At 61.6% G+C, this 16,975-nt stretch carries 14 protein-coding genes; 8 read left to right on the top strand and 6 right to left on the bottom strand.

Translation table 11 applies throughout. The annotated features are described in order from the left end of the window. The first annotated feature begins 22 nt into the window (after positions 1–22). From BLV09_RS11735 to BLV09_RS11750, 4 genes are all read left to right on the top strand, one after another. On the top strand, positions 23–2,077 hold the full coding sequence (locus BLV09_RS11735) for a hydantoinase/oxoprolinase family protein (RefSeq protein ID WP_100380881.1): 2,055 nt from the start codon (positions 23–25) through the stop codon (positions 2,075–2,077). Positions 2,078–2,079: 2 nt separating this feature from the next. Then, on the top strand, positions 2,080–3,840 hold the full coding sequence (locus tag BLV09_RS11740) for a hydantoinase B/oxoprolinase family protein (protein ID WP_174556536.1): 1,761 nt from the start codon (positions 2,080–2,082) through the stop codon (positions 3,838–3,840). Between the two features lie 107 nt (positions 3,841–3,947). Continuing rightward, entirely contained in the window at positions 3,948–4,976 is a 1,029-nt protein-coding gene (locus tag BLV09_RS11745; RefSeq protein ID WP_244549050.1) for a LacI family DNA-binding transcriptional regulator, read from the top strand. Positions 4,977–4,993: 17 nt separating this feature from the next. After that, the gene (locus tag BLV09_RS11750; protein ID WP_146687409.1) at positions 4,994–5,797 is read left to right on the top strand and encodes an enoyl-CoA hydratase/isomerase family protein; all 804 of its coding nucleotides are present in this window, start codon (positions 4,994–4,996) and stop codon (positions 5,795–5,797) included. Between the two features lie 35 nt (positions 5,798–5,832). On the opposite strand, the gene BLV09_RS11755 is transcribed toward BLV09_RS11750, so the two are convergent. From BLV09_RS11755 to BLV09_RS11770, 4 genes are all read right to left on the bottom strand, one after another. Further along, complete coding sequence (locus tag BLV09_RS11755) at positions 5,833–6,684, bottom strand: amidohydrolase family protein (protein WP_146687410.1); 852 nt, start codon at positions 6,682–6,684, stop codon at positions 5,833–5,835. A gap of 21 nt (positions 6,685–6,705) precedes the next feature. Beyond that, the gene (locus BLV09_RS11760) at positions 6,706–8,016 is read right to left on the bottom strand and encodes an MFS transporter (protein ID WP_100380876.1); all 1,311 of its coding nucleotides are present in this window, start codon (positions 8,014–8,016) and stop codon (positions 6,706–6,708) included. A 92-nt stretch (positions 8,017–8,108) separates the two neighbouring features. Further along, positions 8,109–9,296 carry an amidohydrolase family protein gene (locus BLV09_RS11765; RefSeq protein WP_244549051.1) on the bottom strand — a complete coding sequence of 396 codons (1,188 nt, stop codon included), beginning with the start codon at positions 9,294–9,296 and terminating at the stop codon, positions 8,109–8,111. A gap of 37 nt (positions 9,297–9,333) precedes the next feature. Then, entirely contained in the window at positions 9,334–10,008 is a 675-nt protein-coding gene (locus BLV09_RS11770; RefSeq protein WP_146687411.1) for an RraA family protein, read from the bottom strand. A 185-nt stretch (positions 10,009–10,193) separates the two neighbouring features. On the opposite strand from BLV09_RS11770, the gene BLV09_RS11775 reads away from it, so the two are divergent. The 3 genes from BLV09_RS11775 to BLV09_RS11785 all read left to right on the top strand — a co-directional run bounded on the left by BLV09_RS11775 (position 10,194) and on the right by BLV09_RS11785 (position 13,200). Then, the gene (locus BLV09_RS11775) at positions 10,194–11,126 is read left to right on the top strand and encodes a LysR substrate-binding domain-containing protein (RefSeq protein ID WP_146687412.1); all 933 of its coding nucleotides are present in this window, start codon (positions 10,194–10,196) and stop codon (positions 11,124–11,126) included. Between the two features lie 180 nt (positions 11,127–11,306). After that, on the top strand, positions 11,307–12,221 hold the full coding sequence (locus BLV09_RS11780; RefSeq protein WP_167558704.1) for an amidohydrolase family protein: 915 nt from the start codon (positions 11,307–11,309) through the stop codon (positions 12,219–12,221). Continuing rightward, positions 12,214–13,200: a Bug family tripartite tricarboxylate transporter substrate binding protein gene (locus BLV09_RS11785; protein ID WP_197685042.1), complete on the top strand. Its 987-nt coding sequence runs from the start codon at positions 12,214–12,216 to the stop codon at positions 13,198–13,200. The genes BLV09_RS11780 and BLV09_RS11785 overlap by 8 nt, the downstream gene beginning before the upstream one ends. A gap of 111 nt (positions 13,201–13,311) precedes the next feature. On the opposite strand, the gene BLV09_RS11790 is transcribed toward BLV09_RS11785, so the two are convergent. Both BLV09_RS11790 and BLV09_RS11795 read right to left on the bottom strand, forming a co-directional pair. Further along, a complete protein-coding gene (locus BLV09_RS11790; RefSeq protein WP_146687414.1) occupies positions 13,312–14,406 on the bottom strand; it encodes a CapA family protein in 1,095 nt (364 codons plus the stop codon). 53 nt (positions 14,407–14,459) lie between these two features. Beyond that, entirely contained in the window at positions 14,460–15,845 is a 1,386-nt protein-coding gene (locus BLV09_RS11795) for an MFS transporter (protein WP_146687415.1), read from the bottom strand. Between the two features lie 168 nt (positions 15,846–16,013). Here BLV09_RS11795 and gcvA point away from each other — a divergent pair, with 168 nt between their 5' ends. Then, positions 16,014–16,964 carry a transcriptional regulator GcvA gene (gene gcvA, locus BLV09_RS11800; RefSeq protein WP_167558705.1) on the top strand — a complete coding sequence of 317 codons (951 nt, stop codon included), beginning with the start codon at positions 16,014–16,016 and terminating at the stop codon, positions 16,962–16,964. Positions 16,965–16,975: the final 11 nt, after the last annotated feature.

The following is a 16,975-nucleotide window of genomic DNA, read 5'->3' on the forward strand; positions in this document are numbered from 1 at the left end:
CGTCGGATTGCCTGGAGGAAGTATGCGGCGCGTCGGTATCGATGTAGGCGGCACTTTTACGGATGTCGTGCTTCTGGACTCGGCCTCTGGTGAGGTTTGGTCCGCAAAAGTGCCGACCACACCGAAGGATCCGACTCTGGGCGCGTTGAACGGGCTTCGAACGATCCTCGCGCGCAGCGGCTCATCACCCGCCTCCATTGATTTTATCGGACATGGGACGACGATCGCCACCAACATGGTGATCGAGGGCAAGGGCGCGCTGACCGCGCTCATCACCACGTCGGGCTTTCGCGATATCCTTGAACTCCGCCGTGGCTGGCGGCACGACCGCGCCGATCTCTACGATCTATTCTTTGAAGCGCCGCGCCAGCTCGTTCTCCGCCGACATCGTCTGGAAATCACCGAGCGCATCTCTTACGACGGGTTCATCGAGCAGACGATCGATCCCGATGAAATTGCCGATCGTATTGCCGAACTCAAGGCAGAGGGCGTGGAGGCCATCGCCGTCTGCCTCATCAACTCCCCGATCAACGGTGAAAATGAGCGCCACGCGCTCAAGATCATTCGCGAACGCGTCAATGACGTGTTCGTTTCCGGTTCGATCGAAGTCAATCCGGAGATCATGGAATATGAGCGGACCTGCACCACGGTGATGAACGCGCTGCTCGGTCCGAATTGCGGCCGATATGCGCACCGTTTCACCGAAACCGCCCGCGGCATCGGCCTGATGTCTGACGTTTATTTCATGCAGTCAAACGGTGGGCTGGCATCGCCCGAAGTCGTCAGCCAGCTTCCAGTGACGCTATTGGCGTCCGGACCGGCGGGCGGCGTCACCGCGGCCGCCAGGCTGTGCGAGCGCCTCGGCATTGCGAACGCGATTACCGGCGACATGGGTGGCACCAGCTTTGACGTCTCGCTGATCCGGGAAGGACAGCCGGAACTCCGCAATTCCATGATGATCAACACCTACACGGTGCGGACGCCAAACATCGACATCATCTCGATCGGCGCGGGCGGCGGCTCGATCGCATGGATCGACGAAGGGGGCGGTGTGCGGATCGGCCCCGAAAGCGCCGGCGCTGAACCCGGTCCAGTCTGTTATGGACGCGGCGGAACACGGCCGACCGTGACCGATTGCAATCTCATTCTCGGCTATGTTGATCCCACAAGTTTCCTGGGCGGCGATTTCGCGCTCGACGTCGAAGCGGCACGCCGCGCCATCGCCGAACATTTGGCCGGTCCCCTCGGCGTCAATATCGAGGAAGCCGCCATGACCGTCCGGCAGGTCGCCAATGCCTTGATGGCGCAGGCGATGCGGTTGGCCACCGTCGAACGGGGTTATGACCCCCGCGACTTCATCTTTATTCCCTACGGTGGCGCCGGTCCGGTGCACGCGGTCGATCTGGCCCGCGCCCTGGAAATTCCCACGGTCGTGCTGCCGCCGATGCCCGGCCTGTTCAGTGCCTTCGGCATGCTTGTCGCCGACGCCGTGCAGGATTTGCAGGCCTCCGTGGTCCGCACCGCTGACGATGCCGACCCGGCACAGGTCGAAGCGCTTTTCGCCGGGCTGGAGCAAGAGGCACGGCAGCGGCTTCGGGCCGCCAACGTCCGCGACGAGGATATCAGGATCGAGCGGCGGTCGGATTGTCAGTATCTCGGCCAGGGCGAGACCATCCAGGTCCCCTTCCCGGATGGCGCTATCACCCGCGAGACCCTCGACAGGCTGGCGAAGAACTTCATCGCCGAACACCGGCGCCGCTGGAACTTCGATGTCGCCAACCGCCCGGTCCGGATTGTCAATCTGCGGCTGCGCATCGTCGGCAAGATCGGCGATTTCGCGGTCGGCGAGACCCGGCAGCGCAACGGGAAAGCATTGCAGCCGGTCGGCCGCGCGCGAATCTACGACGATGGAAAATGGATCGAGATGCCGCGCTATCGCCGTGAAGACCTTCGGCGCGGCGATGAGCTGGATGGCCCGCTCGTGGTCGAGGAGATCAGCACGCGGATTTCACTGCGCGCTGGCGAACGTCTGACGGTGGGCGATCAGTCGACCATCCTGGTGAGCGTGGGAGCGTGACGATGGACAAGGTCACCTACGAAATCATCCGCAGCGGCCTTTACGCGATCGCGCGCGAGATGAAAGTCGCGATGATGCAGACCGCCGGAAGTCCCATCATCCATTCGGGTGGCGACGCATCGGCGGCGATCTTCGACGCCAAGATGCAACTGGTGGCCCAGGGTAACGATATCCCGACGATGATGGGCTCGGCGGTGATCTCGACAAAGGCATCGGTGGAGGCGATCGGCGTCAAGAACCTGCGCCCGGGCGACGTCATCATTTCCAACGACGTCTATCTCGGCGGCGGTAATCATCAACCCGATGTTCAGTTGACCCGGCCGGTTTTCTTCGAGGGCGAGATCATCGCCTATACGATGACGCGCGGTCACTGGGTCGACATCGGTGGCACGGCGCCCGGCAGTTTTACCGCCGTGACGTGGGACATCCATGCGGAAGGCATCCGGATTCCGCCGGTCATTCTCTATCGCGATGACAAGCCGGTCGAAGACCTGTTCCGCCTGATCGTGCAGAACACCCGCGACACCGACAACCGGACCCTCGACATCAACGCGCAATATGCCGGGACCTATGTCGGAGGCGAGCGGATCATCGAGATGGCCCGGAAATTCGGCCGTGAATCCATCGAAAGCGCGATGGCGCTCTCGCTCGACTATTCCGAACGATTGATGCGGGCGCAGATCGAACGTATTCCTGATGGCGTCTACGAGGGCAGCGACTTCATCGAACCGGTCCAGGCTAGCGGATGGCCCAAGGATCTCATCCCCGTGCAGGTCAAGATCACCGTGGCTGGCGACCGCATCGTGTTCGACTATACCGGCAGCGCCAAACAGGTCCGCGGCGGCGTCAATTGCCCGCTATCGGTGACCTGTAACAGCACCTGGTTCACCCTCAAGGCGATCACCGATCATACCATTCCCATCAATCAGGGATGTTATCGGCCGGTCGAGATCATCTGTCCCGAGGGGACCGTGCTCAACTGCACCTATCCGGCTTCGGTGGTGAGCGGCGTGACCGAAACCTCACCGCGGATCATCGACATGCTGTTGAAGACGCTGGCGCCCGCGATACCCAACCGGGTCGTGGCGCAGAGCAATGATGCCGCCTGCTCCGGCATCTTCAGCGGCGAAGATCCGGACGAGCAACGCGTAAAGTCGCTGCACCGGAAGTATGTCCAGCATATCGATCCCCACGCCGGCGGCTATGGCGCAAGGCCGGCGCTCGACGGCGTCAACGCCATCAGGGTGCTGGTCGGCAACGCCGGGATCCAATCGATCGAGTTGATCGAACACCTCGTGCCGCTTCGCGTTGAAAGCTGGCATCTCGTTCCCGATAGCGGCGGCGCGGGCCGCTGGCGCGGTGGATTGACGTCCGAGCGGGTCTATCGGGTCCTCTATGATGAGGCGGCCCTTACCGTCATCGCCGAGCGTGGCCTGGTGGCTCCGGCAGGCCTGTTCGGCGGCCACGCCGGCGGCAAATTTTTCTCCAAGGTCGTGCATACGGACGCGAGTCACAAGGACATCCCGAGCAAAGGCGAATTCGAGGTGGTGCGACGCGGCGACCGGGTTCATATCCGGCCGGCCGGTGGCGGCGGATATGGCAATCCGACCGAGCGCGAAGCTGAGCGCGTGCTCGATGACGTTCGCGACGGCTACGTCACCCCACAGGCCGCGGCAGAGCTTTATGGCGTGATCCTCAGTCCGGACTCGAACCAGATCGACGCCTCGGCAACCGCGAAACGCCGAAAATCAATGGCCCGTTAAACATTGGGTTTGGACCCGCTCGTGCCCACCGGCGATCGACTAAATTGCGTGCCGTTCCGTCTTGATGATGTAATAGAACGTGAAGGTTTTACGCGAGGCGATTGATATTGAAGGGAAATGTCACTATCCGGGATGTGGCGCGCTCGGCCGAGGTCTCGGTCGGCACGGCATCGCGCGTCATCAACGGCAAGGCGACCGTGGGCGCCGACGTGCGCGGCCGGGTTCTCAAGGCCATCGAGGCGCTGGGCTATCGTCCGGACGCGATCGCACAAAGCATGCGCCGGGGATCGACGCACGTGATCGGCTGCGTCATCCGCGATATCAACATTCCCTCGCTCGCGGCTTTCGTCCATGCCGCGCACAACGTGCTGGACCGCGCGGGATTTTCGCTTCTGGTGTCGAATTCCGAAGGCCGGGAAGACCGTGAGCGCGAATTGCTGATGCGGCTCAACAGCCAGCGCTCAGACGGCATCATGATCGGCCCCTACACCGCAATGACGCCGGCCTTCGACACGTTTCTTCGCAGCCTCGGGGCACCGATCGTGATGGTGGATCGCGATGAGCCGCCTTGGGCCGACGCCGTCATGGTCGACCACGCCGGCGCGACCCGCAAGGCGACGAGCCGGCTGATCGATCTCGGTCATCAGCGCATTGCGTTGCTGACCGGCGGCCCCTCGATCTATCCGGCGCGAGAGCGTATTCGCGGTTTTACCGAGGCATTCGAGATCAAGAATGTCGCGCTCGATCGCACGCTGATCCGCGCAAACAGCTTCCTTTCGCCGGAGAGTTTTCGGCAGACCTCGGCACTGCTTGCGGCCAAGGATCCGCCGACCGCGATCATCGCCGGCGGCATCGACATGCTGGCCGGCGTCATCCGCGCCATCAGGGTTCGGGGGCTGACTATTCCGGATGATATCTCGCTGATCGGCGCCGGCGATTCCGAACTCGCGGAACTGCATATGCCCGCGATTTCGGTGCAGCATTGGGACCAGGGCGAGGTCGGAGCCGCCGCGGCCAGTCTTCTGTTGGCGCGCATCCGCCAGGTTGCGAGCGATGAGCCGCAACATATCCTGGTCCGGAGCGAACTGATCGAACGGGACTCAACGAGCGCTCCACGTCAACGCTCCTCGCTCTGAGTTAAGGAAACATCGACATGACAGAGAAGCTCGATCGCTACGAAACCCTTCGCCTCGAGAGCCCCTCGCCTGGCGTTCTCGTCGTGCGCTTCAACCGTCCCGAAGTTCGTAACGCCATCAGCACCAAGATGGGCCACGAAATGGTCGATCTGTTCACCGGCCTTAACGCCGATCCGTCAGGCTGGCGTTGCGTCGTCCTCACCGGCAGCGGAGACCGGGCGTTCTGTGCCGGAGTCGATTTGAAAGAACGGCGCGGCATGTCGGACGAGACCTGGAACAAGCAACACGCGTTGTTCGAACGCATGATGCTGGGGCTTCTGGATTGTCCGCTGCCGATCATCGCGGCGGTAAACGGCGCCGCCTATGCCGGCGGATGCGAATTCATGCTGCTCTGCGATTTCGCCTATGCCGTTCCGACGGCGCGGTTCGCGCTCACCGAAGTCACCATCGGTATCATGCCCGGCGGTGGCGGAACCCAGACGCTGCCGCGCCGCATCGGATATGCGCGCGCCGCCGAAGTGATCATGACCGGAGAGCCCGTGAGCGCCGAGCAGGCGCTTGCCTGGGGCATGGTCAATCGGTTGTGCTCGCCCGAAACCCTCATGGAGGAGGTTCTGGCGACCGGGGCCAAGATCGCGCGAAATGCGCCGCTGTCGATCCGTCAGGCCAAGCGCGCCATGACGCTCGGAGGGCGAATGGATCTCCGATCAGCCCTGTTCTTTGAAATCGATGCCTACAATCAGCTTGTAGGCACCGAGGATCGCCGCGAAGGCATCGCAGCCTTCAACGAGAAGCGTTCTCCGGCCTTCAAGGGGCGATAACGGCCGCTCAACGACCCCTTGCCCGATCACCCGATCTAGCGCCACTCCGCTCCGGTGGCGACTTTGACATAGTTGAGAAAGTTTGCGCCGAAGATCGCCGTCTTTTCAGCCGGGGTCAGAAAATTACACTCGTCCTTGATGAAGTCGACCGACTGCTTGTAGGAGCACGCGCGCTTGACCGGCGGGAAATTGGAGCCCCAGACCATCTTGCTGGCCCCGATATGCTCGTAGAGCTCCTTGAAGCGCTGCTGTGAGTTCACGAACGGATAGGTCTCCTTGCCCACCGCGGCCTCGGGAAAATACGAAACCTTCATCCATATATTCGGCAGCTCGCCGAGACGAAGCACTTCCGGCCATTTGAAAAACCGATCCGGATATTCTTTCATGATCCTGATCGTCATGTGATCGATCAGAAACTGAATGCCGGGATAGGCTGTCGCAACTTTTCGAATCTCTTCGGTCTGGAACGGAGCAAAGATCTCCACGGGAACCCGCTGATCCTGGGCGGCTCTGAGGAAGTCATGCACCATCTCGTCGCGGAACCAGCGATCATAGGGCGGCTGATGAAGGGTCAAGCGGATCCCCATCATGCGGTCCTGCGCCATCAGCTCCTTGAGGCGTCCGGCTACGTCAGGCGCCAGCGGGTCGAACCGGGCGAAGACGCCGACCACCTTGTCCGGGTATTTCCTTGCGGCCTCGATCGAATAGCGGTTGTCGTACCCCATCAGCGAAGCGGTGACCTGAACGATCTTGTCCACTCCGGCAGCGCTTGCCTCTGCAAACAAATCCTCGGCCAGCAATTCGTCGCCCCAGATGATTCCGTCCGGAGCGTGCGGGCGATCAGGCGTGCTTTTCTGCCAATAGTGCACATGCGTGTCGATGATCATATCCGCTCCTTTTCGCGCGATCTATCGCGACGGTGTTGGGCTTTGCTTTTGGATGAACAGTAGCGAGACGAAGGAAATCGCCGACATCACGACCATGATCACGGAGACCGGCCAGCCCTTGCCTCCGGCCTGGATGACAAAGGTCGTCGCCATGAACGGCAGCGGTCCGCCAAAGATGGCATAGGTCAGCTCGCGCGCCAGGGTGATGCCACTATAGCGAAACCGCGTATCAAAGGTCTCGGTGTAGAAAGCGGATTGCGTTCCAAAAAACGGAAATAACGTGAATGCGCCCAGCACCATGCCGATGGCCATCAAGATCGGACTTTTGGTATCGAGCAGCCAGAACATCGGGAACGCGTAAAGCGCCGATGCGACTGTCGCGCCAATCAGCACCGGCTTGCGTCCGACAACGTCGGAAAGCGCCCCGCCCGCGATGCACGCAACTCCGCACGCCACGAAGGTCAGCATCTGGATCACCAGCGTCGTAATCGCGGGGATACCGAGATTTGTATTCATGTAGGAAGTCGCGAACACGACGTGCACGTAACCCATCACCTGAATGACGTTTACACCCATCGCAAGCAGGACAAGTTTGGGATAGCCGCGCACGATCTCCACGATCGGTATTCGAAGCTTGGCCGCCTGGGAACGAATGGCAAGAAATTCGGGCGTCTCGCCAACCCGCTGACGGATAAAATACCCGGTGATGACAGCAACGATGCTGAGCAGAAACGGGACCCTCCAGCCCCAGCTAAGGAATTGATCGGTTGGCAGAGACGAAAACACCCGGAAAATCAGCGCCGAAAGCAGCAGCGAGATCATGACCGACGCGGGCGCGAAAGAGCCAAACAGGCCCCTGCGGCCTGGAGGCGCATATTCGGACGCGAACAGGATGGCGCCGGCGAATTCTCCGCCCGCGCCAAATCCCTGCACGACCCTGAGCGCCACCAGCAGGATCGGCGCCCAGACACCGATCGAGGCATAGGTCGGCAGGAATCCGATCGCCGTGGTCGATATGCCCATCGTCAGCAGCGTTGCGATCAGAACCGGCTTGCGGCCATAACGATCGCCGAAATAGCTGAAAAAGATGCCGCCGATCGGACGGATCAGGAATCCAACCGCAAAGGCGCCATAGGCCGCAAGGAGCCCGGCCATCGCGTCGACATTCGGGAAGAAGATACGGCCGAACACAAGGGCGGACGCAGCGCCGTAAACGGAGAAATCATACCATTCGACCACCGTGCCAAACATGCTGGCGATGACCGCCCGCGTCGGCGGCGTCGAGGTCTCAGTGGGTAAAGCAGCAGCGCTTGCTGCCGACTCGGCTGACATGTTTCTCCCTCATCTTTTTTATCGTTTTACTTCGAATCCGTTTTCAAAGGCGTCATCGATCGCAACGCCGGCACCATCCAACAACATGCGGCTCATGGATTTCCGAATGGAAGTGTTGCCATGCGGCTGTAAACGCGTCGCGCATTGCCGGCGAAGACGGCGCGCTTCTCGTCGGGGGTGAGGATCGTCGATCCCTCGATGTAACGACGCGTGTCGTCGTAATTGTGCCCGGTCTCGGGGTCGATCCCCTTGACCGCACCGAGCATTTCCGATGCAAACAGGATGTTCTCGGCCGGGATCACCCGCGTCAGCAGATCGATACCCGGCTGATGATAGACGCAGGTATCGAAGAAGATATTCTTCAAAACCAGTTCCGACAAAGGCGGCTTCTTCTGGTCCTGCGCAATGCCGCGGTAGCGGCCCCAGTGATAGGGAATCGCGCCGCCGCCATGCGGGATGATGAATCGGAGCGTCGGGAAATCCTTGAACAGGTCCGACATCAGAAACTGCATGAAGGCGGTGGTATCGCCGTTGATGTAATGGCTTCCCGTGGTGTGAAAGGCACGGTTGGCTGCCGCGCTGACATGGATCATCGCGGGGACATCGAGCTCGACCATCTTTTCATACAGCGGATACCACCAGCGGTCGGTCAGCGGCGGCTCGGTCCAGTAACCGCCGGTCGGGTCCGGGTTGAGGTTGCAGCCGACGAAGCCGAGTTCGGTGACGCAACGAACCAGTTCGCCGATGCAATTGTCCGGAGCGGTGCCCGGCGATTGCGGCAACTGGCAGACGCCGGCGAAGTTCTTGGGATAAAGCTGCGTTAATCGATAGATCAGATCGTTCGACACCCGCGACCAGGCGGCGCTGACAGAGGCGTCGCCGATATGATGGCTCATGCCGGAGGCCCGCGGCGAGAATATCGTCACCGACGTGCCGCGCTCGCGTTGCAGCCGCAACTGCGCGCCTTCGACCGAGGCACGAAGCTGATCGTCGCTGATACGAAGCGAGTCGACTGAAGGCATCTGCGAGGGATCGTTGATCCCAGCGATTTGACGCTTCCGCCAGTCAAGCAGTTCCTGCGGCTCAGTCGTGTAATGGCCGTGGCAGTCGATCACCGGGCCGTCGGATTTCGGGACGCCCGCGCGCCTGGATTCACCGAGCGCTTCGATATTCGTCGGCGTCATCGATCGCGGCGAGCCGGCGACCGCATCGAGGCCGGAGAACAGTGGACGACAACAACTGCAACCCGGAAACGCGTGACCGCTGCTCAATCCAAACACCTGGTGATCCCTCCCGATTCCAACCGATGACGCGGTTCTAGTCGTCGATCTCAACGCCAAGCCGTTTCAGGGTGGCGTCAACCCAGGTGCGGTCGTTCTTTCCCTGCTTGATCTCCTCGAGCTGTTTGAGCTCGGCGCGATGCTTGGCCTGCGTCGCCTTGAGGACATCCGCCGTCAGATCGAACGGGACGCAAACGATGCCATCACCATCGCCGACGATCAGATCGCCGGGCGCGATCACCATGCCGTCGATCGCGATCGGCACATTGATTTCGCCGGGACCGTCCTTATAGGGGCCGCGATGCGTCACGCCGGCCGCGAACACCGGAAAGGTGCCGGCATGCAGCGTGTCGTAGTCCCGGATCGCCCCGTAGATGACCATGCCCACGACCCCGCGCTGCTGCGCGTAGGAGGTCATGATTTCGCCGATCAGCGAATTCGTCAGATCGCCGCCGCCATCGACGACGATGACATCACCGGGCTCTGCGAGATCGAGCGCCTTGTGCACCATCAGATTGTCGCCCGGGCGGGTTTTGACGGTAAATGCGGGTCCGGCAAGCACGCCGCTGGCATGAATCGGCCGAAGCCGTGCGCCACCCGCGAACATCCGCGACATGGAATCGCTGATATTGGCGACCGGCAGCTCGCGGAAACGGGCGATGGTTTCAGCATCGACCTTGCGGGTTCGCTTGCAGATCTGAAAGCCAATCATAGCAACTCCTGCGACGATATTGCCGGACGCGGACGGTTCCCGATCCCTCGTTGTCTCAACGAGTTTTGACCGGGATCACGTTGCGCCCTGCACTGGGTGTCCTAAACCCATAGCTGGTATCCCCGATCACAGGGCCCGTCCAATACGATATTGACAATGGGGAAATTCGTTTTGAGTATAACAGCATGGAAATCCGTCATCTCCGCTACTTCATCGCGGTCGCCGAAGAGCTAAGCTTCAGCCGGGCGGCCAAGCGGCTGAACGTGAGCCAGCCTCCCCTCAGCGTGCAGATCCGGGCGTTGGAGACTGAGGTCGGCGTATCCCTGTTCACCCGCAACCGCCGCAAGGTGGAACTGACGCCTGCCGGTGAGCTGCTTCTGGAGCATGCGCGGCGTACCGTGGCGCATCTGGAGCACACCGCCGACATCGTTCGCCGCGCCGGACGCGGCGAAGCCGGTATCATACGGCTCGCATTTACCGGCTCCGTTCCGATGCGGGAGTCGTTCGCGCGGCTGCTGCGCACGTTTCGGGGCCGTTATCCGGACATACGGATCGAGCTTCAGCACATGACGACCGGCCGCCAGTTTGAAGCCCTGACCGACGATCAGATCGACCTTGGGATTTTGCGCCCGCCGGCGGCGTTGCGGGAAACGCGAAACATCGATCTGACCCCCATCTGGTATGACCAGCTCCGCCTGTTCATCCCCGCGGACCACGCCCAGGCGCATACCCACGCCCCCATCGCGATGACAGAAGTGCTCAACGAGCCCTTCGTCGGGGTGGATCCGCAGGTCCATTGCGGCATGCATGAACACCTGATGTCGCTCTGTGGCGCGGCAGGCTTTACGCCGCGCATCGAGCAGGAAGCGCGTGAGCTGAGCACCGTGCTTGGACTGGTCGCCGCCGGCATCGGCGTCGCGGTCCTGCCGGCCTGTTACACCTGCATCGCAATGCCCGGCGTCTTCAGCCGGCCGATCGCAGCCGACGACGCCGAAAGTTGGATGATGCTTGCCTCAAGAGCCAATGATAGCTCGCCGCTATTACAGCGATTTCTCGACGTAATAACTGAGCTCTTTCCCAGGGGCGCACGCCCGGAGATCGACCACGAACTCGTCTAGCTCTCGGCGCAGCGGCCATCACAGGCCTTAAGCACAAACATATCCATCTCGAAATTTTGAACTGTGGGCTGCGGGACTTTGTCCGCGCAACTGCGGCGACCCATTGCACCGACTGAAGATGTCATGAATGGTGGCGCCGATTTCGCCCGCCCTCTTACAACTTGGATTTAGCTTTCAGTGTTGATCACAGATACCCAGGTGCACCTCTGGGAAGCCCATCGCCCCGATCGTCCGTGGCCTGCCGACCAGATCGGAAAACCTTCTTTCGTCGCAGTTCCCGGCGCACGGCCGCATCGGCCGGAGCCGCTTGGCGCGGACGAGCTGATCGGAATGATGGACCGCACCGGGATCGATCGCGCCGTGATCGTGCCGCCATCCCCGGTTGGCGACAGCAATGACACCGCGCTTGAGGCGGCCCGGCGATTTCCGCAGCGGTTCGCCGTCATGGGCCGCTTCAATCCCGAGGCCGATCATGCGCGCGAAAGCCTGGAAACCTGGCTGCAACAGCCCGGCATGCTCGGCATTCGCATGACATTTTTCAAACCAGTGTGGGCGCGCTGGCTCGCTCCCGGGATCATCGATTGGTTCTGGAGCGGCTGCGAGCGGCTCGGCATCCCGATCATGGCGCTCGCGCCGGGACTGCTCAGCGAGATCGCTGTTCTCGCCGAGCGCTATCCCGGCCTCACGATCATTCTCGATCACATGGCCCGGCGCAGCGACCTTCGCGACGCGGAATGTTTCGCCGATCTCGACGATCTGCTTGCGCTCGCGCGGCTCCCGAATATCGCGGTGAAGGCCACGGCGTTGCCTTGCTACACCAATGAATCCTATCCCTTCGCCAACCTCACGCCGTACCTGAAACGAACATTCGAAGCGTTCAGTGCGCATCGCATCATGTGGGGATCCGATCTCACCCGATTGCCCTGCTCATATGCGGAATGTCTCGATCATATGCGACGCGAGCTGGATTTCCTCACCGACGACGATCGCGCGCTTGTTTTGGGAGGCACGGCCCAGGCATTGTTGCGCTGGCCGGAGAACCGCACTCCGGCAATGACCAAAATCAAGACGACGAATGAGGCTCGCCATGACTGATCAAATGGATCGACGCGCAATTCTATCGCTTCTGGCAGGCGTGGGCGTGATGGCGGCTCGACCGAGCGCTGGTCTCGCCGCAACCTATCCGGATCATCCGATCCGCGTCGCGGTGCCGTTCTCGGCCGGCGGCGCGGTCGACATCGTCGCGCGCACCGTGATGGATCAGGTCAGCCCGCAACTCGGCCAACCCGTCGTCATCGAGGACCGCCCCGGCGCCAACGGCAACATCGCACCGGCCTTCGTCGCGAGGGCCGCGCCTGATGGCTACACGGTGTTGATCGGCGCCAACGGGCTCGCCACCAACGAGTCGTTGTTCGACAACCTGTCCTTCAAGGCGATGCAGGATTTCGAGCCCATCGTGCTGGTGGGGTACTCGCCGCTTATCCTTGTCGTCCAGCCGTCGTTCGAAGCCAAGACGGTGAAGGACCTTGTCGACATGGCGAAGGCTGCGCCGGGCAAGCTCACTTATGCGTCCGCCGGCAACGGCACGTCGGGCCACCTCGCGGCCGAAATCTTCAAACAGGTGCTAGGGATCGATGCACTGCACGTTCCCTACAAGGGCGGCGCGCAGGCCCTCGTCGACATCATCGCCGGCCGCATCTCATTCATGTTTGTCGATCCCGTTCAGGTCATGCCGCAGATCAAGGCAAACCAGCTCCGCGCCATCGCCGTCAGTTCGGCTGAGCGTCTCGCATTGTTGCCCGACGTCCCGACGATCACGGAAGCGGGTTATCCCGGTGTCGAAGCAACCGTGTGGTGGGGCTTTCTTGTTCCAGCCCATACGCCCGGTGACATCGTGATGCGACTGAACAAGGAAATTAATATCGCGCTGGGAGATCAGAAGGTGAAAGACACCCTGCTCGCGATGGGCGTCGTCATCAAGGGCGGTTCACCGGACGATTTCAAAGCCTTTCTCAAATCGGAAACGGACAAATGGGCGACCATTATCCGAACCGCCAACATCAAGGCCGACTGATCTTAATCCAGGCCGTCCGTTCGCCTGCATCGGCGCAGGCAAAGGCCGGGAGGCGCGTTTAATGCGTCCTCCCGGCCCCATCCCGTGCAATGACGGCCTCAGGCCGGCACGCTATGCGGTCGCAAGCACCTTGCCCGAAGCCGCGTTCCCGGCTGCAAGCTCCAGGTGATTGCCTGCCGACAGCACGATCGTATTTCCAAGCTTCTTGCTCAGTTGCTCAAAGCGACCCAGGATTTCCTTGCCCGCACCGGTCTCCGCGCCATGGACACAGATGTCGTTGTGCTCATTGCGTCGCACCGGCAACAGCTCGATCGCGGTGATCTTCTTGTTCGAAATCGCGCAGCGCAGCGCCAGTCCATCGAGGTGACGGCCGCGCATGACGTCCCAGTCGAACACAAAATTGCCAAGGCTGTAGAACACCGGCCTGCCCTGATAGATTTCGGCGGCCTGAACCACGTGCGGATGATGGCCGAACACCATATCCGCTCCCGCATCGATCGCGGCGCGGGCGATTTCCCGCTGATACGCGACCGGTTCATCCCGCGATGACACGCCCCAATGGCAGGACAGAATCACGAGATCGACTTTGGTTCGCAGCGCGCGGACGTCATCGCGCATCGCTTCGAGCTCGGCCGGGTCCGCAAAGGTGTGCGTGATCGGCTCGGCGCCCGGCATCTCCAATGCCCGGTGGCCCGGTTCATAGGCGGCGTGCGCCTTGATGGTGGCGCAGCCGGGACTATTGGCGGAGGCCGCGTGATTGCTCGGCCAGAACACCGAGGTGTAGCTCAGGAACCCCAGGCGGATTCCGTTCTTTTCGATGATGACGGGTTTCCTTGCCTCGGCAAGGGTCTCGCCGACACCGCAATGAAGGATTCCGATTTGATCCAGCACCTTGACGCTGGCGACCGCCGCACTCGCGGGATAGGCCACGTTGCTCGCACAGCTGACGCCGGCATAGCCGGCTTTCTTCAGCGCCGGCCCGACCTTGGCCCCGGAGTGGCGCCAGCCGGCCTTGTGCGGAATGTCCGGCTGCGCGGGACTGGCTGACGGCTCCGCGAGCGGCCCTTCCAATTGACCGAACACGACGTCTGCCGATGACAGCATGTCGCGCACATTGACGAATGCGCTGTCGGGATCCGGCCTGTTCTGGATGTTGGTGTCGCCCAGGATCAGAAGGGTTTGGTCGGCGTGTTTATCTTGTTTCATCGTTGTTGCCTCGGAGATTGGGAATAAGGAGAGTTGCTTGGGATGATGGAATGTCAGGCCGCGCTCTCGGCCGAACGAGAAGCAGGCGCCGCTTCACTCGCCCGTTCAGGCGCGATCGACTCCAGCGAACGCTGATTGGTTTCGATGCCGAAGAAGAAAACGCCGAGCGCCAACAGGAAATAGAGTGACGAAATGGCGTAAAGCACCGAAGGAAGGCCGTAGGATTCGTAAAGCGATACGACGAGATAAGGCGATGCGATGACCGCAATCCGCCCCGTCATCTGCGCGATGCCAGAGCCGCGGAAGCGATACTCGGTCGGAAACAGTTCCGGCGTATAGCCGCCGAGACCGAAACCGATCATCAGGCTCATGCCGCCTTGCAGGAAGAAGCCGAACACCAGCACCCAGGTCGGATCGGTTTGCTGCGAATAGGCCAGCGCAAACACGCCGCACCATATGGCCGCCAACAGCGTGCCGCGCCGGCGGCCGATCCAGTCGGAGGTCAGCATGCCGACGAGAGGTCCGAGCGAACTTCCCAGCGCCATCACGGTCGCGAAGCCCAGCGACTTGGTGACGCTCATGCCCTGTTTGACGAAAAACGTCGGCACCCAATAGGAGAAGCTGTAGGAGCCGACCAGGCACGTGATGCAAACTGCCATCGCAAGCAAGGTGCGCGAGATGACCCCACGCGAGAACAGCACGGAGATCGGTACCCAGACCGGTGCGGATGCCGCCAGCGCCGTCACCGGAGGAAGCGGTCCTCCCTTCGAAGCCTCGGCCTCGATTTCCAGCATCACCCGCTCGGCTTCTTCGTTGCGGCCACGCGATTCCAGCCAGCGCGGAGATTCCGGCAGCTTGCGGCGCAGGAACCAGACCCACAACGCGCCGAGCCCGCCGATCAGATACATCGGCCGCCACCCAAATGCCGGAATGACGAACAGGCCGATGAAATTGACGCAGAATGTCGAGGCCATCGACACCACGCTGATCAGGCCGAGCGCCCAGCCGCGCCGCTGCGGCGGCACGAACTCGCTGACCATGCCGTAGCCGACCACATATTCCGCGCCGATCCCGATACCCATGACGAAACGCAGCGCCGTCAGCCACGTCATCGACGGTGCGAACATCGAGAACAGGCACATGGTGCCGAAAATCATCAGATTAAACTGATAGGCAAATCGCCTGCCGTAGCGGTCGCCGAGCAATCCCGTCATCAGCGCGCCGACAGCGAGACCGGCAAAAGTGATGGAGATGTAGTGGGCGTTCATCTCGATGGTCGACCAGCCCTCCTTGACCAGGGCTCCGAGAACGCCGGCCGCCATCTGGTTGTCGAACCCGTCGAAGAACATCCCGAGCCCGACCAGAGTCAGGATCCGCCACTGAAACGATCCCATCGGCAGCCGGTCGAGCCGACCCGCAGCATTCACTGAACCAGCCATTACAGACGTTTCTCCCGGGAATTCCGGCGTCAACGGCCGGTATTGGGAGTAAAATACGCAGAACAGCACCGGCGGGGTATGCTAATTTGATCATTGCAACGATGACTTATCCTGAGAGCAGACCGTGAACCTGCCGCGCAGACCTGCAGATGAATGCCGGAGGCATTGATGGGACGGAAACTTCCGCCGCTCAACGCCCTTCGCGCGTTCGAAGTCGCCGCCCGCACCGGGAACTTCACCAAGGCAGCCAAAAGCCTGAACGTCTCGCAAGGCGCCGTGAGCCGGCACATTGCGCAGCTTGAGGCTTTCCTGGGTCTGCGCCTGTTCGTCCGCGGTCAACGCGATGTCCGGCTGACGCCGCAGGGCGTGGAGTATGCCCAGGTCATCCGCGACGCGTTCGATCGTATCGAGTTCGCAACGCAGGCCAGACGCCAGGAAACGCAAAACCGTGTCGTGCGCATCCGGTTATTTCCAACGGTAGCAATGAAATGGCTGATCGGACGGCTTAGCCGGTTTCATGCCCTTCACCCCGCCATCAACGTCCAGGTCACGATCGCCAACGATCTTGTCGATATGGGCGCCGAGGAAATCGACTTCACGATCCAGATCCCGGCCCTACCGAAGCCCGGCATCCGCTACGACACATTGTTTCCGATCGAACTGCTTCCGGTGTGCAGTCCCGCGCAGCTTGCCGGAACTCCGGCGCTGCGGGAGCCGCGTGACCTGCTCGATCGCACGCTGCTTCATTCGATGAAGCGGCCCCACGACTGGCTGACCTGGTTTGACGCCGCCAACATCACGCCCGGCAAGCTTCGCGAAGGATTGACGTTCGGCAATTCGTCGCTGGCCTATCAAGCCGCAATCGACGGCCTCGGCGTCGCCATGGCCCATGTCGAACTGGTGCAGGATGATCTCAATGCGGGCCGCCTCGTGGCGGTCCATCCGCTCGTGGTGCGGACGTCAGAAAGCTACCATCTGGTCGGCCGCGAAGCCGAGAGCGGCCGCGCCGAAGTCGCCGCATTCCGTGACTGGCTGTTGACAGAGGTCGAAATCGACCGGTCGCAGATGCCTGATGTCGTCCCGGCCCCGCGAGGCCCGAATCCAAACCTTCGGCACTAAGCCTGCGTCAT

Origin of the sequence: Bradyrhizobium canariense (assembly GCF_900105125.1) — a bacterium.
In the GTDB taxonomy this organism is placed as follows: domain Bacteria; phylum Pseudomonadota; class Alphaproteobacteria; order Rhizobiales; family Xanthobacteraceae; genus Bradyrhizobium; species Bradyrhizobium canariense_A.